Origin of the sequence: Streptomyces sp. NPDC014764 (assembly GCF_043082785.1) — a bacterium.
Lineage (GTDB): Bacteria > Actinomycetota > Actinomycetes > Streptomycetales > Streptomycetaceae > Streptomyces > Streptomyces althioticus.
Genome location: NZ_JBIBXY010000001.1, coordinates 919,412 through 937,267, shown reverse-complemented (window position 1 = coordinate 937,267; position 17,856 = coordinate 919,412). Strand labels below are relative to the sequence as shown.

Sequence of the window (17,856 nt, the reverse complement as noted above, 5' to 3'; positions counted from 1 at the left end):
GACGGTGGCCCTCCGGCACCCGGGGGACACCGCGACGTACGAAGGAGAAGTCATGGCGGAGCACATGCCGCGCCCGGACCAGCCGCGGCTACGCCCCGCGCCCCTGCTGTTCGAGCCCGCGCAGGCGGCCTCGGACCCCGAGCACTTCTTCGACCTGGAGTCGATCGAGGATCCGCGCGCGCTGCTGGAGCGGGCCACGGAGCTGACGCTCGCGTTCCGGGCCGCCGGGGACCGGGCGACGGAGTTCCAGGCGATCGCGGCGGCCCAGCTCGCCGACCCCCGGCGCTTCGACCGGCTGTCGACGGCGGACATCGCCGAGCGCGCCGAGTGGACCGAGGACTACGCGAAGAAGATGGTCGAGTTCGGCCGCGACCTGATGCGCGGCAGCGAGGGCCCGGGGCACGCAGACCCCGTGTGAGCCGCGCCGGTCCCCGGTCGTCCGGCCCGTCGAACGGGTGTGGCATATGCCGGGTGCCAGGGTACGCGCCCGTCCGGCTTCCCGTCCCGGATTCCGGCAACTCTGCGGAACCGTTCCCTCACGGCACGTAGAAATACCTGTATGAGCAGCACACCGAATGTCTCGGACGTCAGCGGTGTCACCCCGGACGGTGCGGCCTGGCTCGCCTCGGCCTGCACCGCCCCGCGCGGCGCCCGCACCCTCTGGGGCGAGCGGCCGGACGCCCCGGTGGTCCTGCCCTGCGGCGTCGTCTTCGACGTGGTGAGCGTCCCCGCGATCTTCGGACGCCGGATGCTGGACCGCCTGTGGGAGGAGGGGCCGGGCTCGGGCCCTGTCGCGGAGTACCGGGGCCGGATGCTGCTGTTCGGCGCCGTGGGCACGGCCCAGCGGCTGCCCGCCCTGCTGAGGTGGGAGGAGTGGGGCGCCCACGGCAGCCGCACGGACGGCGTCCCGCCCCTGCTGTGCCACGGAGCCGGCGACGCGGTGACCGTCCCCGGACCGGCCGGACCCGCACGCCCCGACGCGGCCTCCCATGCCCGCTGGCTGGTCGCCCCCGACAGCCGGAGCCCTTGGCTGCCGGGCCCGGAGGTACTGCTCTGGGCGGCGGTGCGCGCGGCCCGCTCGGCCGTGCGGATATCGATTTTTCCTCCCGCCGATCGTGATGCTAATGTCTACGACGTCAGCAGGCGCCGCTAGCTCAGTTGGTTAGAGCAGCTGACTCTTAATCAGCGGGTCCGGGGTTCGAGTCCCTGGCGGCGCACGACACGGAAGGCCCCTCGCGCAAGCGGGGGGCTTTTTCGCGTCCGCGGGACCCGTGGGTGCGCGGTGCGCCGTTCCGCGGGTGGTCCCGCGCGGCCGGCGCCTCGCGACCGTGATCCTGCGAGCGGACGGCGTCCGCCGCAGGCGGGCCGTGGTCCTGCGAGCGGACGGCGTCCGCTGCACGCAGGCGCGTGAATCCGCGATCGGAGGGCGTCCGCTGCACGCAGGCGCGTGAATCCGCGATCGGAGGGCGTCCGCTGCACGCAGGCGCGTGAACCCGCGATCGGAGGGCGTCCGCTGCACGCAGGGCGACGCGGACCCCGCGACGTACGCGACACGGTCGGCGGGCCGAGGGCCGGCGAGCGTACGCCGCCGGCTCGGCGCGACGCGGAACTCGGCTGTCGGCGCGCGGATGTCGGAGCGGGCCGGTCCGGGGTGCGGATACCGGGGCGGGCCCGCCGGGGGTGCGGATGCCGGGGGCCTACCCGGGGTGCGGATGCCGGGGGAGGGCCCGCCCGGGGTGCTGGGCCGCTCCCTGCCCGGGGTGCCGACGCCGGGGCGGGCCCGCCGGGGGTGCGGATGCCAGGGGCGGGCCCGCCCGGGTGCACGGGCCGGGCGCCCGTGGGCGCGCCTTCGCGGACAGGTGGGTGCGTGGCGTCGGCCGGGGCGGACCCTGGCTCACGACGCCCGCGTCGTGCGGTCGCCCGTGGTGATCTTCACCGTCCAGGCACCGGACGGCGTGCGGCCCTCCACCTCGACGCGGACCGACTCACCGGGGACCGTGAAGCTCTCGCCCAGGGCGACCGGCGCGTCCGCCAGCGGGGGATAGACCGAGTCCGCCCAGCACGCCTCGGTGCGCGGGTGGGCGTCGATCACCTCGACCGGACCGCGCCCCGAGCGGGTGCCGCTGGACACCCGGTAGACCAGCACCCCCGACCGGCACGCCTCGCGGTCGTTGCCGAACGGACCCCGCACCTCGAAGGCCAGGGCTGTGTCCGCGCCCGTGCGCACCACCGCCAGCTTGGTGCCGCGCCCCAGCCCGAACGACGGCGCCCCGGCCGCGCCCGTCACGGGAGTACCGGGCCCCGCCCCCAGCGGCTCCAGCGTCAGCCGTACCGGTCCGCCCTCCTGCACGCACCGCACCTGCCGCGGCTCCAGCCAGCCCAGCTTCCACTTGTGCCAGCCGAAGAGATCCGGCGCCAGCGCGAACTGGCTGCCCATCAGGTCCCAGTCCCCGACGTGGGTGTCCCAGTCGCCCTTGCCGTCCACCGGCCGGTGGTACAGATCCGGCAGGTCGAAGACGTGCCCCGTCTCGTGCGCGAGCACCAGCCGGTCCGGAGGGTGGTTCTCGAAGACGGTGACGACCCGACGGATGTCGGCGCCGTCCGCCCGCATCGGCCGGTCCAGGTTGACCACCTTCGTGGCGTCCGAGTCCACCCCCGGCGCGTCCGGATCGGCGACGAAGTACACGATGTCGTAGGCCGAGTAGTCGACGTGCGGATCGGACGCGGCGAGCGCGTCCCGCAGATACGCCGCCCGGTGCGCCACCGGCCAGTCGCGCTGTACGGCGTACGCCGTCGAGGGGCGCGGCATACGGATCCACCGCTTCACCGGATGGGACCGCAGGCTGAACTTCCCGTAGGAGGACCGCTCGAAGAAGCGGCTGGTCATCGGGAAGTGGTCGGCGGCCAGCTCGTCCGGCGAGGTCATCGGGTGCGAGTCCGGGAACGACAGGAACACCATCACCGCGTCCAGCCGGCGGGCCGGACGCGGGTAGGCCGCGTTCCAGGTGTCCAGGCCCTCCGAGTGGTGGGCGTCGGTCCGGGTCAGCACGCACGGCTCCGCGGAGAACGGCTCGGGCCCGGACGGCACGCTCACCAAGGACGTCGCCGCGAGCGCCGACATCGTCGTGCACATCGCCGCCGTGGTCCGCAGCCGGGGCCGGAAACCCGAACGGCCCAGCCGCCGTCGCAGTGCCTCACGACCGAGTCCTCCCGGAGTGAGCTGACGCGGCACGGGGACCTCCGGGAGACGGTTCGCGGGACACCGCACCCAGAGTGGGATGATTTGTCGTACTGCGCCCTGTTCAACTGCACCGGTCGGGTGAGAACGGCGGCGGAACGGGCGGGACCGCGCGCACTTCGCCCCGCCCGCACTCACGGAACGTCACAACTGGTCGCAGCCTCGGCAGAAGCCGTCCGCACCCGTGCAGAAACGATCGGGCAGAGATGCGGAACGGGCTGGGAGGCCGGACAGTGGCTGGAAGGGCCCGACGCGGGCCTTTATGATCGGCACACTTTCCGGATGCGGAAGGTGTTTTCCTGCCCGACAGCGAGCGAGTGCACTGCGGGAGCGAGTGGTGAGCGGAACGTCCGAAGGGCCGACGCCCGCGACTGAGCTCAATCGGTCGGTCGTCACGGAGAGTCAGATTCCGGCGTCCCCGGGTGCCGAGTTCGCCGAGCCCGTCCAGCCCGTCCAGCCGGTCGAGCCGGTGGAGCCGGTGGAGCCGGCCGGGACCGGCTCCTCGCGGTCACCCGCGCCCCCGTCCTACCGCTCCGTCTTCACCGCCGCCCCGCTCGCCATGGCCGTCGTCGACCGCGAAGGCACGGTCACCGGCGCCAACGCCGCGCTCGCCGACCTGCTGGGCCGCGCCCAGGACACCCTCACCGGCGCCGTCGCCGCCGACCTGGTCGACCTCGCCTCCGACGCCCGCACCTGGCACGCCTACCGCGAACTGCTGCGCGGCCGTCGCGCCCGGCTGCGCTGCACCCGCCGGCTGAAACACCCCGAGGGGCACGCCCTGTGGGTGCGGGTCACGGTCGCCCCGCTGCCCTCCGACGACGGCGGCGTCCTGGTGTCCGTCGCCGACGTCAGCGACCACCGTGCCCTCCAGGCCCGGCTCCGCCACCTCCGTATGCACGACCCGGTGACCCGGCTGCCCAACCGCACCCTGTTCTTCGAACGCCTGACCACCGCCCTGGAGGCGGAGTCGTACGCGGAGAGCGGCACCGGCCGGATCGGGCTCTGCTACCTCGACCTGGACGGCTTCAAGGCCGTCAACGACACCCTCGGCCACCGCGTCGGCGACCAGCTGCTCGCCGCCGTCGCCGACCGGCTCACCCGGTGCGCGCAGGACGCGGGCCGGGCCCGGGCCGGGATCCCGCTGGTCGCCCGGCTCGGCGGCGACGAGTTCGCCCTGCTCGTCGAGGATTCCACCGGGACCGAACAGCTCGCCGACCTCGCCGAGTCGCTGCTCGACGCGATCCAGGAGCCGTTCGACCTGTCCGGACGCCGCCTGAAGGTGTCCGCCTCCATCGGCGTGGTCGAGCGGCACGCCGCCGGCACCACCCCCACCGCGCTGATGCAGGCCGCCGACACCACGCTGTACTGGGCGAAGGCCGACGGCAAGGCCCGCTGGACGCTGTTCGACCCCGAACGCAACGCCACCCGCGTCACCCGGCAGGCCCTCGCCTCCTCCCTCCGCCCGGCCATCGACCGCGGCGAGTTCGCCCTGGAGTACCAGCCGCTGGTCGGCATGGACGACGACCGCGTGCACGGCGTGGAGGCCCTGATCCGCTGGCACCACCCCCGCTTCGGCACACTCACGCCGAATCGGTTCATCTCCCTGGCGGAGGAGGACGGTTCGATCGTGCCGCTCGGCCGCTGGGTGCTGCGCACCGCCTGCCGTCAGGCGCGCGACTGGCAGATCCAGCACCCGGACGGGCCGCCGATCTTCGTCAGCGTAAACGTGGCGGTCCGTCAGGTCTGGGACTCCGACCTCGTCGCGGACGTCGCCGACACCCTGGAGGAGACCGGGCTGCCCCCGCACCTGCTCCAGCTGGAGCTGACCGAGTCCGCGGTGATGGGCTCCTCGGGCCGGCCCCTCCAGGCGCTCGAGGCCCTCAGCGACATGGGCGTGCGCATCGCCATCGACGACTTCGGCACCGGCTACTCGAATCTCGCCTACCTCAGCAGACTGCCGGTGTCGGTGCTGAAGCTCGACGGCTCCTTCGTGCGCGGCTTCCAGCTCGAGGACCGCGCCGCAAAGGCCAGCCCGGCGGACGAGGTCATCGTCGAGGCGATGGTGCAACTCGCCCACCGTCTGGGGCTGACCGTCACCGCGGAGTGCGTGGAGACCAGCGCGCAGGCCACCCGGCTGCGCAGGATCGGCTGCGACACCGGCCAGGGCTGGCTGTACTCACGGCCCGTCCCGGCCGACCGCATCTCCGAACTGCTCGGCACACCCGGGGTTCAGGCGGGCGTCGGCAAACCGTAGGCGTCGGCGATCAGCTCGTACGACCGCACCCGGACGTCGCCGCCGTGCGCGTTGGCGGTGAGCATCAGCTCGTCGGCGCCGGTACGCTTCTGCAGGTCGTCCAGACCGGCCCGGACCTCGTCCGCCGTGCCGTGGACGACGTTGGCGTTCCACGACTCCACGAACTCCCGCTCCATCGGGCTGAAGTCGTACGCCTCCGCTTCCTCCGGCGTCGGCACGAGCCCCGGGCGTCCGGTGCGCAGCCGCACCATGTTCAGCGCGGCGGCCAGCACCTGGCGGCGCGCCTCCTTCTCGTCGTCGGCGGCGAGCGCGGCGACCCCGATCAGCGCGTAGGGGGCGTCGAGCACCTCGCTCGGCCGGAAGTTCTCCCGGTACAGGTCGAGCGCGGGGACCGTGTTCTGCGCGGAGAAGTGGTGCGCGAAGGCGAACGGCAGGCCGAGCATGCCGGCCAGCCGGGCGCTGAACCCGGAGGAGCCGAGCAGCCACACCGGCGGCCGGTGCGGGGACTGCACCCCGCCGGGCGAGGTGGCCTGCACCGGTCCGGGCACGGCGTGGATCCGCCGGTAGGGGTGCCCGTCGGGGAAGTCGTCGTCGAGGAAGCGGGTCAGCTCGGCGAGCTGCTGCGGGAAGTCGTCGGCTCCCTCGTTCAGCCGGTCGGTGCGGCGCAGGGCGGCGGCGGTCGCGCCGTCGGTACCGGGCGCCCGCCCGAGCCCCAGGTCGACCCGCCCCGGCGCCATGGCCTCCAGCGTGCCGAACTGCTCGGCGATCACGAGGGGCGCGTGGTTGGGCAGCATCACACCGCCCGACCCGAGCCGGATCCGCTCCGTGTACGCGGCCAGGTGCGCGAGGATCACCGCAGGCGAGGAGGAGGCCACGCCCGGCATGGAGTGGTGCTCGGCCACCCAGTACCGGTGGAACCCGCGCGCCTCGGCGAGCTTCGCCAGGTCCACGCTGGTACGCAGGGCGTCGGACGCGGTCCGCCCGGCCCCCACCGTCACCAGGTCCAGCACGGAGAGCGGCACGGGGGCGGTGCCGTGAGCCGTGCCCCTGATCTCGTCGCCTGCGGTCACGTGGGTGCCTCCTGTCGGACGTCCTCGCACTCGGTGCATGTGCGGTGGGGGGAACAGGGGGTGGTCCCCGGTTATTCCCCCGGCCGGGGGTGTGTCGTATGCGTGCTCGACCGCTCTGGGGCACGTACACCCCGTGCGAACGGGGGCAGGACGTGACATCGGGGAGCCGTATGGAGCGGTCGGGCGAAGTTGTGGGGTGCGCGTCCGGTAGTGCGCGGCTGGTCCGACCTCCAGTTCTGCCTGCAACAGTGCCGCCCGGGCACAGCCCAGCGGGCACCGAAGCCAGCCGGCCCCTTGGGAAGCCCGGGCATGCGCTGCCGCCGTAGCGCCGGGGAAGCGGCCTGTCATGTACGCCGACTTGCGACACCCCGTAACCTGTGGGCCGCCTCCGACGGTCGTACTCCCGCTCGAACCTCTCCGCGGTAACGACGCACCGCCTCGTGGAGGCGGAACGAGGCCCTCTGGTGGCGGAAGCCGAGGGCGGGGGACTTGATGAGGGACTCCCCCAGCAGTTCGTAGCGGACGGCGCGGTCTTCCGGCAGGGCCAGGACGTCGGCGACGGTCCAGGGCCCGGTGTGGTCGATGGCAACGCTCATTGCCTTCACCTCCTCATCCGACCGGCGGTCCCGGTGTGACCTCGACGGGTGGTACACGGCCAGCACACGGGCGCTTTCACCTGCGGACATGAGGGTTCGCCACCGTGAGCGAGGCCTCGAAAAACGTGCCACTCAGTGGCGCGCCCGCCGCCAGGCCACCCGGTGCTCCGCCAGATGCGACAGCACCGCGTGGTTCGCCTCCCAGCCGTCCGGGAACTTCACCAGCGTCCCCAGCTGGACCGGTTCCGTGGACGGGTAGTCGTCCAGGAGGTCCGTCACTCCCTCGCGGCAGACCACGATGCACGCGTGCCGGTGGCGGGAGGCCAGCACGCAGAGGCGGCCCGTCTCCAGGTGGAACGCCGTCGCGTCGGGGCGGCCGGACAGCGGGTGCAGGACGACCGTCACGTCGTACTCCCGGCCCTGGAGCCGGTTCGCGGTGTCGACGGTCACGTCGCTCACGCCCAGGTCCGCCAGCGCCGAGCGGATCGCCGCCGCCTGGTCGCGGTGGGCCGTGCCGACCGCGACGCGGTCCGCGGTGAGCGGGGTGGGGTCGGAGGAGCGCTCGGAGACCGCCGCGCCGCCCCGGTCCAGCAGTCGGCGGACCACCAGGGCCACCGCCCCGACCGCCTCCGGGTCGGTGCGCGGGGTGTGGCGGGCCGGCAGCTCCAGCAGGCCCCAGCCGGACTCCGCCGCCTCGTCGATCACCCGGTCCGGGCCCGAACCGTCCGACGGGACGGCGAGGGTGAGGGCGCGGTCACCGTGGTTCGTGCCGCTGCGGAACGGCGTGAACGGGTAGAAGGCGTCGGACACCAGCGGCGCCGCCGAGGCGGGCAGCCGCCAGGACACCGGCAGGCGGTGCTGCGGCAGGTCCGGGTTGTGCGCGAGCAGCGTGGTGACGGCCGAGCCCGACGGGTCGTACGACAGCCCCGCCCACTGCTCGGCGCCCACGATCGAGAACGGGTCCAGCTGGCCCGGGTCGCCCACGAACAGCGCCCGCTCGAACAGCCCGGCCACGGCGAGCAGCGCGTCCGAGCGCATCTGGTACGCCTCGTCGACGATCGCGTGCTGCCACGGCTCCACGTTCTTCACGTGCGCCCACTTCGCCGCCGTCGACAGCACCACCGGCAGCCCGGCGAGGTCCGCCGCCTTCGCCGACGTGCGCACCTGCTCCAGGCCGTCCAGCGCCTTGTCGTACGGGTCGGAGTCGCTGCTGTGCAGGCGGCCCACCGGCAGGTCGGGATTCTTCTCGGCGAGGCGGAGGACGAGGTCGTCCACCTGCGCGTTCGTCTGCGCGACCACCATCAGCGGGCGGCCCGCCTCCGCCAGCTCCAGCGCCGCGCGCACCACCAGCGTGGACTTGCCGGCGCCGGGCGGGGAGTCGACGACGACACCGCGCGCGGAGCCGTGGAGCGTGTCGTGGAGGATCGCGTCCGTGGCGCGGGCAGCCGCGGAGCCGGGGTCGAACACCGTCTCCTCGACGGGGGCGGTCACAGCACATCCTCCTCGGTCACCGGGTCGGCGGGCTCGGGGGCGGGTTCCTCACCGGGCGGCCCGCCGTGCGTCCACGGGGTCTCCTCAGGGTCGGGCAGCTTCGCGCCGCCGCGCGGCTCGTGCTCGAAGAGCGTGAAGCACAGCCGGTCGCCCTTCTCCGGCACCGAACCGGGCTCCGGCTCCTTGCCCCGCCCCATCTTGTCCATGATCCGCAGCACCAGCAGACCGTCCTCGGGGCCCGCCGCGTACTCCACGAACTCCGCCGTCTGCGGCTTCCCGCCCAGCGAGCGGTACGCCTTCACCCGCTCGCCCAGGTGCGGCCGGTCGTCCGTGCGGACCGTGACCAGCGGGCGCGGGCTCGGCCGCTTGCTCTCGCTGTACGCCATCACCACGTCGACCACCTCCCCGGCAAACGCCTCACCGGAGAGCCGCCGCGCCGCCATCACCAGCGGGTCGTCGAGCGCCTCCTGCGCCTCGAGACGCGCCTGCTCCCGCTCGCGGGCCGCCAGCTTGTTCGCCGCCGTCACCGCGTCGTCCCGGCGCGGCTGCGGCGGCTCCCCGGCCGCCACCCGGTCACGGTGGGCGGTGAACGACCACCGGTCGCGCGTCCAGCGCTCCTCCACGCGCGCGCCCTCCGGAAGCTCCCGCAGCAGGTCCAGGCCCCGCCACACCGCATCCCAGGTGGGCCGCGTACGGCTCTCCACCAGGGCGCGGATCTCCCGCTCGGCGGCGGTCAGCGCGCCCAGCCGGTCGTCGGCCTCCACGCCGTCCTCGGCGGCGGCGAGCGCCGTCCGCGCGCGGTCGTAGCGCTCGATGGCCGGGGCGAGCAGCTTGTTGTCGAACGCCGGGTCGGTGGCCGGGCCCGCGGGCGGGCAGATCAGCTGCCCGTCGTCGTCCCGCGCCAGCTCCGCCTCCTGGGCGGCCTCCGCACCGGAGCGTCCCTCGGGCGGGTCGATCCAGGCGAGCAGAGCCCCCAGGTGCTGGTCCTCCAGCGTGGACTGGCCGGTCGCCCAGTGCCGTCCCAGCACGTCCGTCATCGCGAGCAGGAGACAGGATCCGGGCACGCGGGCCCGCTCCCCGAAGTGCGTGAGCCACCGCCCGAGCAGCGGCACCCTGGGCGGCGCAGGGAACGGCGTCTCCGGGTCCTGCTCCGCCGTGCGCCGGAACCGCATGGACCGGCCCAGCAGCCGCACCAGGTCGACGCCGGCCCGGCTGGGCACGACCAGCTGCGGCGCGTCCGCGCACAGATCCACCTCGACCTTGACCCGCTTGCCGCTCTCCGGGTCGGTCTCCGAGCGCTCGGCCACCTCCACGGCGTCCGCGAACCCGTCCACGTACGGCAGGACGACGTCCGCCAGTTCGGCGAGGAACGCGAACCGCAGCTCGCGGTCGCGCGGCTGCGGCACCGCCAGCAGCCGCGGCGCGTCCCGGTCGGTGCCCACCAGCGCGCCGAGCGGGGCGCCCGCCTCACCGGCGGTGACGAGCGGCACGAACACCAGCGGCCGCTCGGACAGATGCCGGTGCCGGACGGTCGCGGCGGGCTGTGCGCGGCCGGTGTCGACCGCCTCGAGCCGGGCGAGGGTGGAGATCAGCGACACCCGGCCACCTCCCGCGCCCCCTCGGCGGCCGACGCGAGCGCCTCCGCGCGCAGGGCGGCGGCCCGGCGCAGCGCGGCCACCGCGGGATCGTCGGGGTCGCCCGCCTCGCCGCGGGCCGCCGCCAGCACGTCCCCGACCGTGGTCAGACCGCCCAGCTCCGCCCGCACGGGGCGGCCCAGGGAGGTCACGGCGCCGGACGCGCGGGAGCGGTCACGGCAGTGGAAGGCCAGCTCGCACGCGGACAGGCACTCGGGCGCGTACGTCGCCGGGACGGACTCCACGGACCACTCGAGCTGCTCGGGCGGCAGCTCCGGGGCGAAGCACACGCCGTCGGGCAGCGTCCCGGCGATCTCCTCGATGCGGGTGAGCCGGGCCAGCTGGCGCGAGGTCACCGCGCGCTGCTTGCGCACGTCCACGGCGGAGGCGGTGGGCAGGTTGGAGAAGTCCTTCGGGCACACGAGCAGCACACGGTGACGCACCCGGGGCGCAGGGTCGAGCTGCTCCGCGACCCGCTCCAGAGCCAGCACGTACACCGCGGCCTGGCGGGCGGCCGCGCCGACCTTCGCCGGGTCGGCGGCGCCGTCCAGCATGGGGAACGACTTGATCTCGACGACCGTCCAGCTGCCGTCCGGGTGCACCACCACCGCGTCCGGCTCCAGGAACGCGGGGGAACCCGCCACGTCGAGGGCGAGCATCGGGTGGTCGAGGAGCGTCCAGGCGCCCCGCTCCGCGGCGGCCTCGCGCAGCGCCTCCTCCGTGCGCCGCGCGCGGCCCTCGGAGTCCTGGGCGCCCAGGTCCGGCAGGCGTGCGCCCACGGGCGGCCCGGCCGTACGGTCCAGCTTCTCGGCGGCGAGGCGCAGCAGCTCCGTGCCGCCGTCGGCCTTGACCTTCGCCTCGAAGGCGTTGCCCCGGACGAAGGCGAACTGCGACTGGCCGAAGACCGACGGCGAGCCCAGCGCGCTCGCCAGCTTCCCCTTGTCCACCCCGGCGCCGTCGAGGATCGCGCGCCGTCTGCAGCCCGGGTTGGCGGCGAGGGCGGCCAGGGCACGGGCGTCCAGCGCCTTGGCCTTCACCTCGGGACCGCGCAGCTCAGCGAGCCGGTGCCCGAGCCCCTTCTCCGGCGTCCGTGGGGGAGGCACCCGGTTCGGCTCCGTACCGCGACTCGGGCTGCCGCTGCCGTGGAATTCGCTCACCCGCGGAAGTCTGGCATCCGTCACTGACAATCACGGCATCCGTGCCGGACGAGACCGCAGGGGCGGCCGTCGCACCGCTGCGGAAGCGGGCCTTGACCACGTCCGCGTACCGCATCACGTGCGGGGCCAGCAGGTAGCCCGCGCCCATCACTGCGGCGCCCGCGAGCGCGTCCAGGAAGTAGTGGTTGGCGGTGCCCATCACCACGATCGTGGTGACCAGCGGGTAGACGACGGCGGCCGTCCTGGCCCAGCGTCCGCGCCCGTACTTCCAGAGGATCACACCGCACCACAGCGCCCAGCCCACGTGCAGGCTGGGCATCGCCGCGTACTGGTTGGTCATGCCGCCGAGGCCGCGCGGGGCGCTCGCCTCGCCGCCCCACCAGCCCCACGAGCTGTATTGGGCCATCGTGTCGACGAAGCCGTGGCTGGGGTCGAGCAGCCGGGGCGGGCAGGTGGGCAGCAGGGTGAAGCCGATCAGGCCGATGAACGTCGACGTCATCAGCCAGGTCCTGGCCGCCCGGTAGCGCACGGCGCGGGAGCGGAACAGCCACACCAGGAGCGCCGGGGTGACCAGGTAGTGCAGGGAGGCGTACCAGAAGTCGGCGGGTATCCCGATCCACGGTTCGCGGGTGAACAGGCGGTTCAGCGGGTGCTCGGCGTTGAGGTACAACGCCTTCTCGATCCGCAGCAGCGCCAGGCCGTGGTCGACGGCGTCGGAGACGTCGCCGCGGACGACGAGGCGTCCCGCGGAGTAGCAGGCGTACACGAGGAGGATGAGCGGCAGCTCCGTCCACCAGCGCATCCGGGTCGCCGGGACCGCCTCGGTGCCCGGTGTCTCGGCGTGCGGCATCCGATCGCTCCCCCTTCGTCCTCGTGCTGTCCTGGTCGGCGGCCAGCCACTCTACGGTGTGTGCGCGTCTTCCCGCGTACATGCCTTCGGAACCGGATAGACGCGGAGATCGCCCCCCGGGTTGCCCTCGACCAGGGTGAGCGATGATGGACGGGTCCCGCCTGTGAATTCCCGGAAGGTTCCCCATGGCTCCGCGCATCCTGCTGGCCCGGCACGGACAGACCGCGTGGTCGTTGTCCGGAAAGCACACCGGCAGGACCGACGTGCCGTTGCTGGAGGAGGGCCGCCAGGGAGCGAAGCTGCTCGGCGAGCGCCTGCACCGGCAGCCGTACGACGGGCTGCCGGACGTCGAGGTGCGCACCAGCCCGCTCACCCGCGCGCGGGAGACCTGCGAACTGGCCGGCTTCGGCGACCGCGCCCGGCACTGGGACGCGCTCCTGGAGTGGGACTACGGCGCCTACGAGGGCATGACGCCGGCGGAGATCCAGGCGGTGCGCCCGGGCTGGCTCATCTGGCGGGACGGCGTCCCGGAGGGCGAGACGCTCCCGGAGGTGACGGCCCGCGCGGACGAGGTGGTCGCCTGGGCGCGCTCCGCCGACCGTGACGTGCTCGTCTTCGCCCACGGCCACATCCTGCGCTCGATCGGCGCCCGCTGGCTGGGCCTGCCGCTGGACTTCGCGGCCCGTATCCGCCTCAACCCGACGTCCCTGTCGGTCCTGGGGTGGGCGTACGGCGAGCCGGCCCTGGAGAGCTGGAACGACGTGGGGCACCTCGTCCCCTGACGGTGCGCCCGTGCGCGCGTGACGCGGATCGCCTCGCGCGCGTCAGGCGCGAGGCGCGGGGGCGCCCTTGGTGAGCAACGACTCGACGCCGCTCAGGAAGGTCTCGCAGACCAGCTCGGGGTCGAAGAGGCAGCCGGCCGCCATCGCGCCGTCCCTGAGCATCACGAAGTGCCGTCCCGCCGCGTCGGCGGGCTCGAGCCCCGCGCGGCCGAGCAGCTCGGTGACGGTCTCCAGGAACCACTGCCGGTGCGCCAGCACGGTCCGGTGCACCGGGTGGTCCGGGTCGGGGTACTCCGCCACCGCGTTGAGGAACGCGCAGCCGCGGAAGCCGGGGGAGCGGATGCCGTCGGCGATGGCCCGCGCCGCCGCCCGTACGTCGTCCTCCGGCGAGGCGTCCGGCGACAGCGCGCCGGTGATCTGCGCCCGTATGCCCTGGTCGGCCTGGTCGAGGTAGGCGAGGACCAGGTCCTCCTTGCCGGTGAAGTGCCGGTACAGCGTGGCCCGGGTGACCTGGGCCTCCTCGATGATCCGGTCGACGCCCACGGAGTGGATCCCCTCGGCGTAGAAGACCTTCGTGGCTGTTCCGAGCAGCCTGGTCCGCGCCTCGGACGGCTTGCCGTTTCGTGTGCCCCGACTCATGGGTGCGAGCGTACCAAAGTCATGAGGGAGAACGTTCGGTCTTGACCGATGGGCGGCGGTGGTCTTCAATCGAAGGAGACCGAACGTTCTCCCTCACAGGCTCCGCCCATCGAGAGGCACCCCCATGGACACCCTCGTCACCACCGCCCCGGCCCCCGCACCCACCGCCGCTCCCGCGGCCCTGCGCAGGCTCTACTTCGTGCGCTTCGCCTTCGCCGCCGTCTGGGCCGCCCTGCTGTTCGCCACCGCCGACACCCTCGGCCCGCTCAGCGCGACGCTCCTGGTGATCTATCCGCTGTTCGACGTCGCCTCTGCCGTCGTCGACGTGCGCTCCGCCGCCGCGGACGGCGGTCCCGTGCGGCACCTGTACCTGAACATCGCGCTCAGCGCCGCAACCGCCGTCGGCCTCGCCGTCGCCGCGACCTCCGGCATCCCCGCGGTGCTGCGCGTCTGGGGCGCCTGGGCGGTCACCGCCGGTCTGGTCCAGCTCGTGGTGGGCGTCACCCGGCGCCGTATGGGCGGGCAGTGGGCGATGATCGCGAGCGGCGGCATCTCCACCCTCGCCGGTGTGTCCTTCGCCGCGCAGGCCGGCGGCGCCGACGCCTCCCTGAAGACCCTGGCGGGCTACGCCTTCCTCGGCGGCGTGTTCTTCCTCGTCTCAGCCCTCCGCCTGGGCCGCGCCGCCAAGGGTGCGTGACCCGGCCCGGACGGCGCGGGGCCCCGCCGGCGTTCCCCCTGCGCCGGCGGGGCCCCGCGGCCTGTGACGTCACACCATGCGCGGCAGTGAGGCGTGGCGGTCCAGGAACTCCGAGACGCCGGGCGTGCGGCGGTGCGGCAGCAGCACGCGCGAGGTGCCGGACAGCATCGAGCGGACGCGGGAGGACTGGACCTCGCCGAGCAGGTCCAGGGCCCGCATCCCCGCCTGCGCCGCCTCGTCGGGATGCCCGCCGCGGGCCAGGTCGTCGGCCAGCTCCGCCGTGTACAGCGCGATGTTGCGGGTGAAGTGCGGGTTCTGGAGCTCCGCCGCCCGCCGGGCGTGCCGCGCCGCGCGCCTCCAGTCGCCCAGCGTGGACCAGCACTGCGCCTTCAGGCCCTCCAGCTCGGCCTCCCCGTAGAAGGTCATCCACTCGGGGTCCGCCTCCGCGGGCCCGCGGTCGAAGTACGCCTGGGCCCGCACCAGCGCCTGCTCGCACCCCGTGCGGTCGGCGAGCCCGGCCCAGCCGCCCGCCTCGCGCAGCGCCAGCAGCGACATCAGCCGGGGCGAGCCGAGCGGCCGCGCCGCCCGCTGGGCCGCCTGTGCCGCCCGCACCGCCTCCCGGGGGCGGCCCGCGTCCCGGGCGAGGAACGCCGTGTTGCAGAACGCGTGCGCCTCCAGCGCCGCGTCGCCCGTCACCCGGGCGGTCGCCAGCGCCTCCGCGTAGTGCGAGCGCGCGTCGTCGAAGCGGCCCGAGTCGTGCGCCAGCCAGCCCACCGAGATGGCCAGCTCCCCGGCGCCCGCGTACAGCCGGTCCGCCGTGCGCTGCCGGGTCGTCCCGGCCTCCAGCAGTTCGTACGCGGCCCGCAGCGGGGCGGCCGCACGGCGGTACAGCCCGTCCGCCCCGTGGCGGTCGTCGAGCACCCGGATCCGGCGTACGGCCTCCTCCAGGGCGCACGCGTCCGACGTCCCCGCACGTCGCGCCGGGCGCTGTGCCGCCGAAGCTTCCGGGGCGAGCCCGTACGGGCTCAGGACGGCGGCCACCGTGGCGCCACCGCCGGTCATGAATGCGCGACGCAGCACGTCGCTCTCCTCGTGGTCGTGCGGGTCGAACTCGTCGTACGGGTCGTACCTGTTGTGCGTCTCATACGGCTCGGACGCCCCACTGGTCTCACTCGTGGCGTTCGCCGGGCTCCCGGGAAGGGCCGCGGGCCGGTCCGCGACGGCCCGGCCCCCGCGTCCGCGCACCGACGAGCGGGGCGCGAAGCCCAGGTCGGTCAGCGTGCGGCCGGGGAACATGTGCAGAAACACCCGTTCGTAGGCGTAGTTGGGGCAGCGGATCTCGCCCGCCTCCACCCGGTGCACGTACCGCGCGTCACAGCTGACCCGCTCGCCGATCTCGCGGGCGGCCCGCCGTACCGCCGCGGCGAACTCGGCCGGCGAGCGCGGTCCGCGCAGTTGCCGGAAGACGAGATTCGGCCGCGGTGGCCGAGCTGGCTGGGACGAGGGCACCGTTGACGACGCCATGGCCGGGTCCTCTCTGCGAACCGTCGAACCATGCCGGAAACGGGACGGCTTGTCCGAGTGCCACCCTGTTTCCGGCGGGCATGAACGTACCTGCTGTGACGAGCTGGGTACGCTGAGTTTGGCTACATACCGGATATGTCATCCGCGATCTGCCATGAAGTGCCATCCTTTGCGGCGGACTTCCGGCGTAGCCCTTGACGGCGCGGCTCGTTGAACTCCGTGGACCGGGAGCCCCCCGACTCCCGACCCCTCGTCCGAGCGTGATCCGTGTGGTGGAGGCCGGGATGATGACGACCAGCCGGAAGAACGACCCTCTCGAACCCGCCGGCCCGGACTGTGACGTGGTCACCGTCCCGGCCCGGCAGGGCCTGGAGGCGGTGGACATCCTGCGGCGCGGAGCCGGGGACGCCGTGGGCCCTGTGCTGCACGACGGAGGGTGCGACACCCTCGGTTTCCTGGTGCCGCCCGGCACCGCGGCCGCCTGGGACGTCCCCGGCAGCGTCTGCACGGAGACCGACGGCCGCGGCATCTGCCTGACGCCCGACCGCCCGGCGGAGGGCTCCGACTGGCTGGTGCCGCCCGGCGAGGCCGACCTGGCGACCGACCCCGCGGTGCTGCGCGAGGCCCTGGGGCAGGCCCAGCGGATGATCGACGCGGCGGACAGCTGCAGCTGAGGGGACGATTCGGGCAGCGGGCTTCCGGTTCTTCCGGGCTTCCGGAATCCCGGGCTGGTGGAGGCACCGGTGCCGGTGGCGTGCCGGTGGCGTCGGCGAGGTCGATCGGGAGGCCGGGCGCCGACGGCGATAGGCGCGCATTCCTGCGGGCGCCGGCGGGGGCGTGGGCAGCGGGCGGGCGGACTTCGCGCCCTGGCGGGGCGCGGTGGTGGGTGAGCCGGCTCGCGGGCGGCCTGGTGTGGGCGCCTCGGCGGGTGAGTGGACTTCGGGCCTCGGTGGCGGGCGAGCGGGCTCCCGGCCTCGGTGGGGGTGTGGGCCGCGGGCGGGCGGGTGCCGGGCCCCGGCGGGGTGCGGACGCGCCGCCTGGGACAATGGCCGCATGGCACGGGGCAGGAACAGCGGACGGGGACAGGCGGCCGTCGAGGCCGTCACCGAGCAGGTCGACGGAGGGACCGCCCGGCTCGTCCCGGACCGCGACCGGTCGCGCGCCTGGACGCTGCTGATCGACGACGCCCCCCAGTCGCACGTGGACCTCGACGACCCCACCCACCTGTCCTTCGAGTACCAGCGCCGCTTCGGGCACGTCGTCGACCTCGCCGCGCCCCCCGGGAAGCCGCTGCGGGCCGTGCACCTCGGCGGCGGCGCCCTGACCCTCGCCCGGTACGTCGCCGCCACCCGCCCCCGCTCCACCCAGCAGGTCGTCGAGCGTGACGGGGCGCTGGTCCAACTGGTCCGGCGGGAGCTGCCCCTCGACCCCAGGGCGCGGATCCGCGTGCGCACGGCGGACGCCCGGGCAGGGCTCGCCAAGGTGCCCGACGGCTGGGCCGAACTCGTCGTGGCCGACGTCTTCAGCGGCGCCCGCACCCCGGCCCATCTGACCTCCACCGAGTTCCTCGACGAGGTCCGCAGGGCGCTCGCCCCCGGCGGGATCTACACCGCCAACCTCGCCGACGGGCCGCCGCTCACGCATCTGCGCGGCCAGATCGCCACCGCCGCTGCCCGGTTCGCGGAGATCGCGCTGATCGCCGACCCGGCCGTGCTGCGCGGCAAGCGGTTCGGCAACGCGGTCCTGGTCGCCTCCGACGCACCGCTTCCGCTCGCCGAACTGACCCGCAGGGCCGCCTCCGACCCGCACTCCGGCCGGGTCCAGCACGGCCGGGACCTCACCGACTTCACCGGCGGGGCGGTCCCCGTGACCGACCTCGAGGCGGTCGCGTCCCCGCCGCCGCCCGCCGACGCCTTCCGCTGAA

General features: G+C 74.4%; 15 protein-coding genes and 1 tRNA gene. 8 read left to right on the top strand and 8 right to left on the bottom strand.

The features are described from left to right. The first annotated feature begins 52 nt into the window (after positions 1-52). The 3 genes from ACF1AG_RS04220 (at position 53) to ACF1AG_RS04210 (ending at position 1,217) form a co-directional block, all read left to right on the top strand. Positions 53-418, top strand: coding sequence for a hypothetical protein (locus tag ACF1AG_RS04220; protein WP_391809283.1), 366 nt, complete (start codon positions 53-55; stop codon positions 416-418). Between the two features lie 141 nt (positions 419-559). After that, complete coding sequence (locus tag ACF1AG_RS04215; protein ID WP_359746293.1) at positions 560-1,153, top strand: bifunctional DNA primase/polymerase; 594 nt, start codon at positions 560-562, stop codon at positions 1,151-1,153. Next, a tRNA-Lys gene (locus ACF1AG_RS04210) sits at positions 1,144-1,217 on the top strand. Before ACF1AG_RS04215 ends, ACF1AG_RS04210 begins: the two co-directional genes overlap by 10 nt. A gap of 677 nt (positions 1,218-1,894) precedes the next feature. Here the strand turns inward: ACF1AG_RS04210 and ACF1AG_RS04205 are convergent. Then, on the bottom strand, positions 1,895-3,133 hold the full coding sequence (locus ACF1AG_RS04205; protein ID WP_391809282.1) for a M6 family metalloprotease domain-containing protein: 1,239 nt from the start codon (positions 3,131-3,133) through the stop codon (positions 1,895-1,897). 442 nt (positions 3,134-3,575) lie between these two features. Between ACF1AG_RS04205 and ACF1AG_RS04200 the strand changes: the two genes are divergently transcribed. Next, complete coding sequence (locus ACF1AG_RS04200; protein ID WP_387794336.1) at positions 3,576-5,492, top strand: putative bifunctional diguanylate cyclase/phosphodiesterase; 1,917 nt, start codon at positions 3,576-3,578, stop codon at positions 5,490-5,492. Here the strand turns inward: ACF1AG_RS04200 and ACF1AG_RS04195 are convergent. From ACF1AG_RS04195 to ACF1AG_RS04175, 5 genes are all read right to left on the bottom strand, one after another. Then, positions 5,468-6,601 carry an LLM class flavin-dependent oxidoreductase gene (locus tag ACF1AG_RS04195; RefSeq protein ID WP_391809281.1) on the bottom strand — a complete coding sequence of 378 codons (1,134 nt, stop codon included), beginning with the start codon at positions 6,599-6,601 and terminating at the stop codon, positions 5,468-5,470. The genes ACF1AG_RS04200 and ACF1AG_RS04195 overlap by 25 nt on opposite strands. A 689-nt stretch (positions 6,602-7,290) precedes the next feature. After that, the gene (locus tag ACF1AG_RS04190) at positions 7,291-8,649 is read right to left on the bottom strand and encodes an AAA family ATPase (protein ID WP_387794340.1); all 1,359 of its coding nucleotides are present in this window, start codon (positions 8,647-8,649) and stop codon (positions 7,291-7,293) included. Beyond that, positions 8,646-10,247 carry a hypothetical protein gene (locus ACF1AG_RS04185; protein WP_391809280.1) on the bottom strand — a complete coding sequence of 534 codons (1,602 nt, stop codon included), beginning with the start codon at positions 10,245-10,247 and terminating at the stop codon, positions 8,646-8,648. Before ACF1AG_RS04185 ends, ACF1AG_RS04190 begins: the two co-directional genes overlap by 4 nt. Continuing rightward, positions 10,238-11,386: a hypothetical protein gene (locus ACF1AG_RS04180; protein ID WP_359603348.1), complete on the bottom strand. Its 1,149-nt coding sequence runs from the start codon at positions 11,384-11,386 to the stop codon at positions 10,238-10,240. The genes ACF1AG_RS04185 and ACF1AG_RS04180 overlap by 10 nt, the downstream gene beginning before the upstream one ends. Beyond that, on the bottom strand, positions 11,337-12,290 hold the full coding sequence (locus ACF1AG_RS04175; protein ID WP_359603346.1) for a phosphatase PAP2 family protein: 954 nt from the start codon (positions 12,288-12,290) through the stop codon (positions 11,337-11,339). The genes ACF1AG_RS04180 and ACF1AG_RS04175 overlap by 50 nt, the downstream gene beginning before the upstream one ends. A 185-nt stretch (positions 12,291-12,475) precedes the next feature. On the opposite strand from ACF1AG_RS04175, the gene ACF1AG_RS04170 reads away from it, so the two are divergent. Further along, positions 12,476-13,072, top strand: coding sequence for a histidine phosphatase family protein (locus tag ACF1AG_RS04170; protein ID WP_359603344.1), 597 nt, complete (start codon positions 12,476-12,478; stop codon positions 13,070-13,072). 42 nt (positions 13,073-13,114) lie between these two features. On the opposite strand, the gene ACF1AG_RS04165 is transcribed toward ACF1AG_RS04170, so the two are convergent. After that, complete coding sequence (locus tag ACF1AG_RS04165) at positions 13,115-13,711, bottom strand: TetR/AcrR family transcriptional regulator (RefSeq protein WP_359603342.1); 597 nt, start codon at positions 13,709-13,711, stop codon at positions 13,115-13,117. Positions 13,712-13,835: 124 nt separating this feature from the next. On the opposite strand from ACF1AG_RS04165, the gene ACF1AG_RS04160 reads away from it, so the two are divergent. Further along, the gene (locus ACF1AG_RS04160) at positions 13,836-14,408 is read left to right on the top strand and encodes a hypothetical protein (RefSeq protein ID WP_359603340.1); all 573 of its coding nucleotides are present in this window, start codon (positions 13,836-13,838) and stop codon (positions 14,406-14,408) included. Between the two features lie 69 nt (positions 14,409-14,477). Here the strand turns inward: ACF1AG_RS04160 and ACF1AG_RS04155 are convergent, their stop codons facing one another. Beyond that, a complete protein-coding gene (locus ACF1AG_RS04155; RefSeq protein ID WP_359606408.1) occupies positions 14,478-15,932 on the bottom strand; it encodes a hypothetical protein in 1,455 nt (484 codons plus the stop codon). Positions 15,933-16,216: 284 nt separating this feature from the next. On the opposite strand from ACF1AG_RS04155, the gene ACF1AG_RS04150 reads away from it, so the two are divergent. Both ACF1AG_RS04150 and ACF1AG_RS04145 read left to right on the top strand, forming a co-directional pair. Beyond that, on the top strand, positions 16,217-16,606 hold the full coding sequence (locus ACF1AG_RS04150; RefSeq protein WP_359606428.1) for a hypothetical protein: 390 nt from the start codon (positions 16,217-16,219) through the stop codon (positions 16,604-16,606). A 379-nt stretch (positions 16,607-16,985) separates the two neighbouring features. After that, the gene (locus ACF1AG_RS04145) at positions 16,986-17,855 is read left to right on the top strand and encodes a fused MFS/spermidine synthase (RefSeq protein WP_359606410.1); all 870 of its coding nucleotides are present in this window, start codon (positions 16,986-16,988) and stop codon (positions 17,853-17,855) included. The last annotated feature ends 1 nt before the right edge of the window (position 17,856 follow it).